Origin of the sequence: Pseudomonas mediterranea CFBP 5447 (genome assembly GCF_000774145.1) — a bacterium.
In the GTDB taxonomy this organism is placed as follows: Bacteria; Pseudomonadota; Gammaproteobacteria; order Pseudomonadales; family Pseudomonadaceae; genus Aquipseudomonas; species Aquipseudomonas mediterranea.
Genome location: NZ_KN322981.1, coordinates 104,738 through 116,814, shown reverse-complemented (window position 1 = coordinate 116,814; position 12,077 = coordinate 104,738). Strand labels below are relative to the sequence as shown.

At 64.0% G+C, this 12,077-nt stretch carries 6 protein-coding genes and 1 pseudogene; 2 read left to right on the top strand and 5 right to left on the bottom strand.

Annotated features, from left to right (window positions below; genetic code table 11):
* Positions 1-98: 98 nt before the first annotated feature.
* The 4 genes from N005_RS03490 to ptsP all read right to left on the bottom strand — a co-directional run bounded on the left by N005_RS03490 (position 99) and on the right by ptsP (position 7,408).
* A complete protein-coding gene (locus N005_RS03490) occupies positions 99-1,640 on the bottom strand; it encodes an alkaline phosphatase D family protein (RefSeq protein WP_047699444.1) in 1,542 nt (513 codons plus the stop codon).
* Positions 1,641-1,826: 186 nt separating this feature from the next.
* Entirely contained in the window at positions 1,827-3,587 is a 1,761-nt protein-coding gene (locus N005_RS03485) for a PTS fructose-like transporter subunit IIB (RefSeq protein ID WP_047699443.1), read from the bottom strand.
* 14 nt (positions 3,588-3,601) lie between these two features.
* Positions 3,602-4,543: a 1-phosphofructokinase gene (gene pfkB / locus N005_RS03480; protein ID WP_047699441.1), complete on the bottom strand. Its 942-nt coding sequence runs from the start codon at positions 4,541-4,543 to the stop codon at positions 3,602-3,604.
* Complete coding sequence (gene ptsP / locus N005_RS03475) at positions 4,544-7,408, bottom strand: phosphoenolpyruvate--protein phosphotransferase (RefSeq protein WP_047699439.1); 2,865 nt, start codon at positions 7,406-7,408, stop codon at positions 4,544-4,546.
* A 285-nt stretch (positions 7,409-7,693) separates the two neighbouring features.
* Between ptsP and cra the strand changes: the two genes are divergently transcribed.
* Together cra and N005_RS03465 are read left to right on the top strand one after the other, a co-directional pair.
* On the top strand, positions 7,694-8,689 hold the full coding sequence (gene cra, locus N005_RS03470; protein ID WP_047699437.1) for a catabolite repressor/activator: 996 nt from the start codon (positions 7,694-7,696) through the stop codon (positions 8,687-8,689).
* 3 nt (positions 8,690-8,692) lie between these two features.
* Positions 8,693-9,469, top strand: coding sequence for a TatD family hydrolase (locus tag N005_RS03465; RefSeq protein WP_047699435.1), 777 nt, complete (start codon positions 8,693-8,695; stop codon positions 9,467-9,469).
* A gap of 513 nt (positions 9,470-9,982) precedes the next feature.
* Here the strand turns inward: N005_RS03465 and N005_RS29910 are convergent.
* Positions 9,983-10,555, bottom strand: a pseudogene (locus tag N005_RS29910) (methyl-accepting chemotaxis protein); the annotation flags it as partial.
* Positions 10,556-12,077: the final 1,522 nt, after the last annotated feature.

The window sequence follows — 12,077 nt, the reverse complement described above, 5'->3', positions numbered from 1 at the left end:
GCTCGCGATAGCGGTGCATCAGACAGCATTTTTGTCGACTGGCACACCGCATCGCGAGCAGGCTCGCTCCCACAGGGGGAATGTTGTGCGGCAGGGATTCACACCGGCTGCAATTTCTTCTCGAACACCGCCACGCCTTCCAGATCCCGCAACACCACGCTCATCTCCCCGCTCTGCCCGTCGATGTTCACCTCGCCAAAGAATTGATAGCCGGCAAACGGCGAGGTGTTCTGGGCCGGTGGCGCCTTCTGGAACACCACTTCGGGGCCGAAGGTCTTGTCCAGGGGGTTGGGTCCGAAGCTGCCGGCGTTCAGCGGCCCGGCGACAAACTTCCAGAACGGTTCGAAATCCTGGAACGCGGCCTGTTCGGGGTGATAGTGGTGGGCGGCGCAATAGTGGACATCGGCGGTAAGCCAGACGTAGTTGCGCACCTGCTGCTTGCGCAGGTACCCGAGCAGTTCGGCGATTTCCACTTCGCGGCCCTGGGCCTGGCCCGGGTCACCGTTGGCGACGGCTTCCCAGCGCGGCACACCGGGGCTGACCTCGCCGTCGGGCACGCCCAGGCCGATGGGCATGTCGGCGGCGATGACTTTCCATTGGGCACGGGACTGCTTCAACTCGCGCTTGAGCCAATTCAACTGCTCGCGACCGAGGAAGGGTTTGGCCGCGCCGAGGTTGGCGTCATTGGCCTCGCGGTAGCTGCGCATGTCGAGGAAGAACACATCCAGCATTGGTCCATAGGCGAGCTTGCGATAGATCCGCCCGCCGCCATCGGCCTTCTGCAAGCGCATCGGCGCGTATTCCAGCCAGGCCTGGCGCGCACGGCCCACCAGGGTGCCGATATCCTTGGTCTGGTAGCGCTCGTCCAACTGCTTGCCCGGTGACCAGTTGTTGACCACCTCATGGTCGTCCCACTGCCAGATCTGCGGCACCTCGGCGTTGAAACGCCGCACGTTCTCGTCCATCAGGTTGTAGCGGTAGTTGCCGCGATACTCGTCCAGCGTCTCGGCCACCTTGCTCTTGGCTTCGGTGGTGAGGTTGCGCCAGATGCGCCCGCCTTCCGTGGCGATCTGGGCCGGCACCGGGCCGTCGGCGTAAATCGTGTCGCCGCTGTGGATGAAGAAGTCCGGCAGGCGCAGGCGCATGGCCTCGTAGATGCGCATGCCGCCAAGGTCCGGGTTGATCCCGAAGCCCTGGCCGACGGTGTCGCCGCTCCAGACAAAACGGATATTGCGCTTGAACTGCGGCGCGCTGCGCAGATGACCCAACCAGGGCTCACTGGCGACGCCGCTCCGGGCGTCTTCGAAATGGACGCGGTAGAAAATCGCCTGGTCGGGCGGCAGGCCGGTGAGTTCGACCCGGGCGGTGAAATCGCTGCGGCTGTCAGCCAGTGGCGAGACGACGCGCCGGGGGTTGAGGAAGCCGCTACGGGTGTCCCACTCCACCACCATCCGCGCCGGGCGGTCGCTGCGACTCCAGATCATCACCCGGTCACCCTGCAAGTCACCGGACTGCACGCCATCGGTCAGTACCGGCCGATCCTTGACCGAAGCAATCACCGCCGGCGCCAACCCCGGCAACAACAACCCCGCCCCTACAGCCTGCATCACACGGCGCCGGCCCAGGTCGAACTCGCTCATGGTGTTCCTCCCAAATGGGGAAACTAGAGCACGCTCGTGTTAATCGTTTGTGAACGTTGCAAAAAACATTGTGGGAGCGAGCCTGCTCGCGATTGCGGAGTGTCAGATAACAAAGTTGTTGGCTGATACCGCACTATCGCGAGCAGGCTCGCTCCCACAGGGGGACTTCATTGTCTCAAGAATGGCTCAGGCCTTGGCAGGCTCCAGCGCCATCTCGACTTGCTCCGGCCGCTTGAGCAGCGCATACGCCACCGCCGTCAGCAGACTGCCCGCCACAATCGCCAGCAAATACAGCAACGCATGGTTGATGGCGTTGGGGATCAGCATCACGAACAGCCCACCATGGGGCGCCATGAGCTTGCAGCCAAAGTACATCGACAGCGCACCGGTCAGCGCCCCCCCTGCGATGCTGGCCGGGATCACCCGCAACGGATCCTTCGCCGCGAACGGAATCGCGCCTTCGGAAATGAAGCACAGTCCCAGCACCAACGCCGCCTTACCGGCCTCGCGCTCGGTCTGGGCAAACTTGCGCCGGGCGATGAAGGTGGCGATACCCAGGCCGATTGGCGGCACCATGCCGGCGGCCATGGTCGCGGCCATTGGTGCATAACTCTGCGACGCCAGCAGCCCCACCGAAAACGCGTAGGCGGCCTTGTTGATCGGGCCACCGAGGTCGACACACATCATCGCTCCCAGCAGCACGCCCAACAGAATCGCATTGGTGGTGCCCATGCTGTCGAGGAAATGGGTCAGGCCTTCGAGCATGCCCGCCACCGGCTTGCCCACCACGTAGATCATCACCAGCCCGGTAAACAGGCTCGCCAGCAACGGGATGATCAGGATCGGCTTGAGCGCTTCCAGGCTCTGGGGCAGGCGTGCGTAGCGGTTGATCGCCTTGGCCGCATAACCGGCCAGGAAACCGGCAATGATCCCGCCGATGAACCCCGCGCCCAGGGTGCTCGCCAGCATCCCGCCGATCATCCCCGGCGCGAGACCCGGACGGTCGGCGATGGAATAGGCGATGTAACCGGCCAGCAACGGCACCATCAATTTGAACGCGCTGTCGCCGCCGATCTGCATCAGCGCAGCGGCCAAAGTGCCGGGCTCCTTGAATGCGGTGATGCCGAACACGAACGACAACGCGATCAGCAAACCGCCGGCCACCACCATCGGCAGCATGAACGACACACCGGTCAGCAGATGTTTATAGACGCCGGTCTTCTCCGCCTTGGCCGGCCCCGAACTGCTGCTGGACGCCGTTTCCTGTTGTCCCTCGGCCAAGGCTTTTTTCAGCGTGGCCTCCGCTTGCTTCAAGGCGATGCCTGTACCGCAGCGGTAGATCTTCTTGCCGGCAAAACGCTCGGTGGCGACTTCGATGTCGGTCGCCAGCAGCACCACGTCCGCATCGGCGATGGCCTGGGGACTCAACGGATTGCGCGCGCCCACCGAGCCCTGGGTTTCGATCTGCAGGTCGTAGCCCAATCGCGCCGCGGCTTGTTGCAATGCCTCGGCGGCCATGAAGGTATGGGCCACGCCCGTCGGACACGCGGTGATGGCAACCAGGCGCGGCGCACGTTCACTCGCCGCCGCGGGCGATTGCACAGCAACGGCCGCTTCCTGTTGAACATCCGATTCGAGCAGCACCGTCGCCTCTTCGGCGCCACGGCGCAGCACCGAGTCGACATCCTGCAGGGCCAGGGCCGGTGTGCTGCGGAATACCCGTTTGCCGACGAACCGCGACAGGTCCACCGGGCCGCTGGCGACCAGCAACACCCACTCGGCGGCTTCAAGGGTCGCCGCCGACAACTGGCGCTCCGGATGGGCCGCGTCATGCACTTCGACGCTGGTGCTCCATCCCTGGCGCTGGGCCGCCGCGTCCAGCAGGCGGGCGCACAACACACTGGTGACCATGCCGTTCGGGCAGGCCGTCACAATGGCTAATTTCATTCTCGCGAACCCTCTTATTGTTCTGTCAGGGGGCGCACGCGCACGCCCTGTTCAAGCGACGCCAGCAGCGCGGTGTCATGAATGCCGAAGCCGATCTGGGTGACCGCCATCGCGGCGACGGCCGTGGCGGCGCGCAGGGTCTGTTCCGGGGCGTGCGCACCGAGCAGGCCATGCAGCATGCCCGCCAGCAGCGAATCCCCGGCGCCCACGGTGCTGGCGACAGTGACCTTGGGGGGCGAAGCGTGCAGCGCCGAACCGACACTGAACCAATTCACTCCGTCGGCGCCGTGGGATATCACCACATGCTCGACACCCTGAGCGTGCAGACGTTGCGCCGCTTGGGCCTGGGCCTGTTCGGTCACCACGTCGCAACCCAATACATCGGCCAGCTCTTCGGTGTTCGGTTTGATCAGCCATGGCCCGGCCGCCAGCGCGACGCGCAAGGCTTCGCCGCTGGTGTCGAGGGCCACTTTCAAGCCGAGGGTTTTCAGGCGCGTGATCAATGCCTGCAACCACTGCGGGCTGACACCCCGGGGCAAACTGCCCGCCACCACCACGGCATCGTGCCCGGGAGCGATCTGCTCCAGACGCGCCAGCAACGCTTGCTGCGCCGCGTCATCGACCCTCGGGCCGGGGCCGTTGAGGTCGGTGATGCGGCCATCCTGCTCGGCCAGCTTGATGTTGCTGCGGGTTTCCCCTGGCACGCGGATAAAGGCGTCGATAAAACCACGTTGCGCGAACAACGTCTCGAACGCCTGGGCGTTGTCTTCACCCAGAAAGCCACTGACGGTCAGCGTATGCCCCAGGTCGGCCAGCACCTGGGCCACGTTCACGCCTTTGCCGGCGGCGTGGCTGTGCATGGCATCGCTGCGGTTGACCTGGCCCGGTTCCAGGCGCGCCAGTTCCACCGTGAGGTCGAGCGCCGGGTTGAGGGTCAGGGTAAGAATCTTCGCCATTTACAGCGCCTCCACTAATGCGCGCACGTCATTGGCGCTGCCCACGGCCAATGCTTCGCGAGCCAGGGTCTGTGCCTGTTCGAGGCTCAGTTCGCGTACTCGCGCCTTGACCTCGGCAATGCTGCGGGCCGACACACTTAGTTCATCCACCCCCAGGCCCACCAGCACCGGCACCGCCAGCGGGTCGGCCGCCAGCTCGCCGCACACGCCGACCCATTTGCCATGGGCATGGGCTGCGCGCACGGTGATGTCGATCAGTTGCAGCACCGCCGGGTGCAAGCCGTCGGCCTGGGCCGAAAGACTTGGATGGCCGCGGTCGATGGCCAGGGTGTACTGGGTCAGGTCGTTGGTGCCCACGCTGAAGAAGTCGACCTCCTTGGCGAGCACCGGCGCCAGCAACGCGGCGGACGGCACTTCGATCATGATCCCCAGTTGCAGGTCCGCCACCGGGATTTCCCGACGCAGGCGCTCGGTCATGTCCCGGGCGTGGCGCCACTCTTCGACGCTGCCCACCATCGGGAACATGATCCGCAACGGACGGTTGTCCGCCGAACGCAACAACGCCCGCAGTTGCGCCTCCATGATCTGTGGACGCTGCAAGGTCAGGCGGATGCCACGCACGCCGAGGAACGGGTTTTCTTCCTTCGCGATCGGCCAGTACGGCAGCGGCTTGTCGCCGCCGACATCCAGCGTGCGCACCACCAGCGGCCGGCCGGCCAGGCCGTCGAGCACCTTGCGGTATTCGGTTTCCTGGGTCGCTTCGTCCGGTGCCTGGGTGTGGGCCATGAAAATCAATTCGGTGCGCAACAGGCCGATGCCTTCGGCCCCCTGCTCCACCGCGCCGGCGACACCGGCGCTTTCGCCGATGTTGGCGAACACTTCCACCGGATGGCCGTCGCGGGTCAACGCGGGTTGGTGACGCTGTTCGGCAGCAGCCTTGAGGCGCTGCTCACGGGTGTCACGCTCCTCGACGGCGCGTTGCAAGGTAGCGGCATCAGGCTCCACATGCAGCCGGCCGCGCTGGCCGTCCAGCAACAATGAGGAGCCCGGCGCCAACAGCAACACCGAGGCCCCGGCCCCCACCAGCGCCGGGATGCCCAGGGCCCGGGCGACAATCGCGCTGTGGGCGGTGGCGCCACCGCGTGCGGTGAGAATCCCCGCCACCCGGCTCGGGTCCAGGCGTGCCACGTCGGATGGACCGACCTCGTCCATCACCAGAATGTACGGTTGCTCGGGTTCGTTCGGGGTTTCGACGCCGCATAGCTGCGCCAGCACACGCCGGCCGACGTCTCGCAGGTCCGCGGCACGCTCGGCGAGCAGTGCATCTTGCAAAGCTTCCTGTTCTTTTGCAGCGGCTTCAATCACGCCCATCCACGCCGCTTGCGCACTTTCACCAAGCTTCAGGCGGGTGTCGACTTCGTCGGTCAGTTCCGGGTCGTCGAGCATTTCCTGGTGGGTCACGAAGATTTCGCGGATGGCCTTGGCCTTGGCGCGCTCGATCAGGCCTTCGATGTCGCGGCGCACCTGATTCAAGGCGTTTTGCAAGCGCTCGCGCTCGATGGCGGCCGACTCGCCGCGCAGCGGATAATCGATGGCTTGCAGGACCTGGATATGAGCCGGGCCAATGGCGATCCCCGGCGCGGCAGGCACCGCCTGGATCAGACTGCCGGATTCGGGGGCCAGCACCACGGTGGCGACTTCGGCCATCGGGCTTTCCTGCGGGGCGCTCGGTGGCGGCAGCGGTTCGACTTCCTCACCCAAACCTTCTTCGATGGCCGCCAGCAGTGCCGGCAACGCATCGGCGGCGATGCTCGGTTCAGCGATGAATTCCAGGACCTGGCCACGACGGGCGCCGAGGCTCAGCAGCTTGCTCAGGCTCTTGGCCGACACGGCGCTGTCCTGGCCGTCGACGATGCGCACGCGGATCTCGCCTTCGAAGCTTTTCGCCAGTTGCGCAAGAATCTTCGCCGGACGCGCATGCAAGCCATGGGCGTTGGCCAGCCCGATTCGAGCGCTGGGCCAGTCGGCGGGCAGTTCACCACCGAGCACTTCCAGCACCTTGCGGCTGCTGGTGGCACGGCCCAGCTCGTGGCCGCGACCTTCGATCAGCAAGGCGCAGAGTCGTTCGAGCAACGCCTGGTGAGCTTCGCCGAGACTGGCGAGGCAGAACAGGCCACTCAAGGGCTGTCCCAGATAACGGATGGGTTTGTCCGGTGTGACGAAAGCCAGGCCCGGGCGCTTGACGGTCTGCTCGCTGTGCAACCACCACAGGCCATCGCCCAGGGGCAGCGCATCGACCTGCTGCAACACCCCGGCAAAGCCGTTACTCACGCAATCGGCCTGGCGCAGCAAACGGGCGCCACGCCACACCAGCTCTTCGAAATCATCGGCCGACACGCCGAGCCCGATCATTTGCGCATCCAGGGCCAGCTCCTGCGGCGCACCTTGCAACAACTTCAGCAGGGCTTCGGCGGAGCCGGCACGCCGCAGCGCCTGCCCCAGGTCGGTCTCGCCGAGGGCGCGGGTCAGCAGTTGCAGCAAGCGCAAGTGTTCGTCGGACTTGGCCGCGATCCCGATCGCCAGGTAGACGATCTGGCCGTCGCCCCAATCCACGCCTTCGGGGAACTGCAGCAAGCGCACGCCGGTGGAATGCACCAAGTCGCGGGTTTGCGGCGTACCGTGGGGGATGGCGATACCTTGGCCAAGAAAGGTCGAACCCTGGGCTTCGCGGGCCTGCAAGCCGGCGAGATAACCTTCGGCCACCAAGCCATCGGCCACCAGTTTGTCAGCGAGCAATTGCAGCGCGGCGGCTTTATCCACGGCGGTCTGGGCCATGGATATCTGCTCTGGATTGAGTTCGAGCATGCTTTCTCCTTTTTGGCGTCGGGTTGGCGCCAGGTATTGTTTTGAATGAGCTTAGCGTTACAGGACGGCTTTTGGCGGTATCGCGGCAGCGCGGCCAGAAAATCCTGCTAACCTTGAAAATACGCTTGCTGAAACGTTTAATCTAGAAAGATTGGCACGTTACTCGATAATCTCTCATCCTTGAAGTGCAACTTGTCGCCAGTGTATGGACCACGACCGTCGCGCCGAATCGGTTAGGATGGACGCTCAGTGTCGGGCAAACTCGAAAAAACAAGGAAAAACGGGTTGAAACTCAGTGATATCGCCCAACTGGCCGGTGTGTCCGTCACCACCGCCAGCTATGTCATCAACGGCAAGGCCGAACAGCAACGCATCAGCAATGCGACCGTCGAACGGGTGCGTGCGGTGGTCGAAGAGCATGGCTTCACGCCTAACCCCCAGGCCGCGGGATTGCGCAGTCGGCATACCCGCACCCTGGGCTTCATCCTGCCGGACCTGGAAAACCCCAGTTACGCCCGTATCGCCAAGCTGTTGGAACAGGGCGCTCGGGCGCAGGGCTATCAGTTGCTGATTGCCAGTTCCGATGATGCGCCAGAAAGTGAGCGGCAGTTGTTGCAGCTATTCCGCGCCCGGCGCTGCGACGCGCTGATCGTCGCCAGCTGCCTGCCGGCCGGGGATGACAGCTACCGCCAACTGCAGGCCAAGGGCATTCCGATCATCGCCATCGACCGGGTGATGGAGCCTGAGCACTTCTGCTCGGTGATCAGCGACGACCGCCAGGCCAGTCTGCAACTGACCCGCAGCCTGCTGGAGACGCAACCCCGACAGATCGTGCTGGTCGGCGCGCGCCCCGAGCTGAGTATCAGCCAGGAGCGGGCCGCGGGCTTTCGCGAAGCACTGAGCGGATTCGAAGGCCAGGTACTGGTCGAGCACGGCGAATCGTTCAGCCGTGAATGCGGCCGGCAGTTGATGGACGACTTGCTGATGCGCCTGGGGCATTTGCCCGATGCGCTGATCACCACCTCCTACGTGCTGCTGCAAGGGGTGTTCGACGCCTTGCATGACTTCCCGCTCAAATCGCGCCCGTTGCGCCTGGGCACCTTCGGTGACACACAATTGCTGGATTTCCTGCCATTGCCGGTCAATGCCATGTCCCAGCAACATCAGCTGATCGCTGACAAGGCGTTGGAACTGGCTTTGGCCGCCATCGAAAACGACCACTACCAGCCTGGCGTGCAGGCCATTGCGCGGACCTTCAAGCAGCGTATCCACCGGGACTGAATCGTGGAGCTGATCGACACCCACACCCACCTGGACTTTCCCGATTTCGACGCGGATCGCCCGGCGCTGCTGGCCGCAAGCCGCGCCCTGGGTGTCCGGCAGATGGTGGTGCTGGGGGTGGATCGCGACAACTGGCAGCGGGTCTGGGACCTGGTACAAAGCGACCCGGACCTGCACGCCGCGCTGGGCCTGCACCCTGTGTACCTCGACCAGCATCGCCCCGACGACATGACGCACCTGCGCGACTGGCTGGCCCGCCTGGCCGGGCATCGGCAGTTGTGCGCGGTGGGGGAAATCGGCCTGGATTACTACATCGAGAACCTGGACCGAGAGCGCCAGCAGACGCTGTTCGAAGCGCAACTGCAACTGGCGGCGGAGTTCGAACTGCCGGCGCTCATCCACGTACGCCGCAGCCACGCAGCGGTGATCGCCACCCTCAAGCGCCTTCCCCTGCAACGCGCGGGGATCATCCACGCCTTCGCCGGCAGTTTCGAAGAAGCCCGCGAGTACATCAAACTCGGCTACAAACTCGGCCTCGGCGGCGCCGCCACCTGGCCCCAGGCCCTGCGCATGCACCGGGTCCTGGCGAAACTGCCACTGGATGCGGTTGTACTGGAAACCGACTCCCCGGACATGGCCCCAGCGATGTTCCCCGGCCAACGCAACAGCCCGGCACACCTGCCGGCGATTTGCGAGGCCCTGGCCGAGATCATGGCAATCACCCCGGAGCAACTGGCCGAAGCCAGCACAGCGAACGCCCGGCAATTGTTCAACTGGTGACCGCACGCTCTGGTGCGTGGACTTGCTCGCGAAAGCGATCAGCCTGGGCGAGAGAGGTTGGATGTACCGACGTCATCGCGAGCAGGCTCGCTCCCACAATTTGATCCATGTACGGCCGGAGAGACAGGTCGGCTGTAAGACCGCCTCGCTTTCTTGCTTTTGCTTTTTGCTTTTTGCTTTTTGCTTTTGATCTTCAGGCCCCATTAACCACGACGGCCGAACGCAGGCATTGCGCAGTGGGCAACCCGGCATGGATGCCGGGTTAGCCGCGCTGGGCCATGGATGGCCCTTCGCGGCGGCCCACGGAGCAATGCCGGAGTGAGGGCACACCTCGCCCAGGCGAGGTGCCGAGTGGTGGGGCCAAGCCTTTTTGGTTACTTTTGGGGCGTTTGCCAAAAGTAACCCGCCGTAAGGGCGGAACCCTAAGCCGCCGTTACCGCAGCAACGGATATGTACTCGACGCAAGGCCGCCATCGCGAGCAGGCTCGCTCCCTCAGGGTTCCGCAGCAATCATCACACCCGAAACGCATTGATCAACAACTTGAGCTGCCCCACCTGCGCAGACAACTCACGGCTGGCATCCTCAGTCTGGTGCGCCCCCTCGGCCGTGCGCTCACCCGCACGATTGATCTCGACAATGTTCTGATCGATATCATGGGCCACCGCCGTCTGCTGCTCGACAGCGGCCGCGATCTGCTGGTTCTGGTCGACAATCATGCCAACCGCACCGAGGATGTTCTCCAAAGCCTGCTGGACCTTCTCCGATTGACCGACCGTACCATTGGCCATCTCGTGACTGGTACCCATGGCCTTGACCGCCGCCCCCACACCGCCGTGCAGACGGCTGATCATCGCTTCAATTTCCTCAGTCGACTGCTGGGTCCGCTTGGCCAGGGTCCGCACTTCATCGGCCACCACCGCGAAGCCACGTCCCTGCTCACCGGCCCGAGCCGCCTCGATCGCGGCGTTGAGGGCCAATAGGTTGGTCTGCTCGGCGATGCTCTTGATCACATCCAGCACCCGGCTGATGGCCTGGCTGTCGGTCGCCAGTTGATTGATCACCTGCACCGATTGATCGATCTCGCTGGCCAGGCGGGCGATGCTGCCCTGCTGGGACTCCACCAATCCGCGCCCACTGAGTGTTTCATCGTTCACACTGTGTGCGCTGCTGACCGCCGCAGCGGCACTGCGGGCCACCTCCTGGGCCGTGGCTGACATCTGGTTCATCGCCGTGGCAACCAGTTCGATCTGGCTACGCTGCCCCGCCACCGCCTGATTGCTTTGAGCCGATACCGATTCCACTTGCCCGGCCTGACGCTCCACTTCCACGACGGTCTGCCCTACCCGTTCGATCAGATCGTGGATCTTCGCCACCGTGCCATTGAACACCTCACCCAACTCGCCCAGTTCGTCCTGGCTCCGGGCCACGAAATTGACCGTCATGTCCCCTGCCGCCACTTTGTCCATCATCCGACCCAGGTAGTGGAGGGTGGCGCGGGTCGAAGCATAGAAGCCGGCATACAGATAGAAAATCAGCAGGAACACCGCCACCAACGCCACGGCTTGCAGCACCATGTGGCTGCGGTTCTGCTCCAGGCGCTGCTGCAACTGGACGCCGAGGAAACCCAGCGCTGCATCGTTCAACCGGTAGGTCTGCTCCATCAGGCTGCTGACCTGAGCGAAAAATGCCGGCCAGGGCGCGTCGAGGGCGTCGGCCATTACCACCTGTTCTTCGATCAGTTCAGCGGCCTTCTTCAAGGTGGCCTTGCTAGCGTCAGCCGGGCCGGCAAGGGCTTGTCCCGCCGCTGGGCTGGAGGTCAACGTATCTTGCAGCTTCAAGCCATATTCACCCTGGACTTTTTCGATCTGCACCAACAGCTCATCGAACCGGGTGCTGGATGCGGAATTGAGAAACCCCAGGCCCAAGGCCGAAGCGCCCAGCGCACGCCCCTCACCCAGGATCTGGGTGACATCGGGGGTCACGCCGGTAATCAGTTCGCCGAGCTGACGGATATCGCTCTGGTTGTCACGACTCAGTCCTGCCTGGCTGGCGATGATCTGGCTGAATATCTGCGAACTGTTGAGCAGCTTGCCGATCAGCGCACTTTTGCTCTGCAAGGAGTTTTCCGCCTGCTGGGCCTTGAACCCGGCGATTATTTCGTCGCGCTTGGCCTCGAAGAGACTCGCCTGTTCAGGCTCCACGGCCATGGCGGTCATGCCCTGCAGACGCGCAAGGATCTGTTGCTCGAGGGTGGCTATTTTCGCATCCACATCGCCGGCCTTGCCGGACTGGCCCAGGCTGGCGTTGATCTGCACCAGGTTGTTCAGGGTTTCCAGGTCGCGACGCAGGGCCAGGCTGCTGCCCAGCAGGTCGAGGCTTTGCAGCTCCACTTGCGTTCCCTGGAACTCACGGTAGGAATCGCGCACCAGAAAGAAGTTGGTCACCAGCATCGGCAGCAGGAACAACACGCTGATCAGGCTGAACTTCATGCCGAAACTCAGGCGGTTCATCAGGGCGACGGCGGGCCAGAGCAAACTCTTCACAAGGAAGTCTCCCGGTAGTGTTTTTATTGTTATGGGGCATGCGCACAGAGACAGCAGAAAGCCA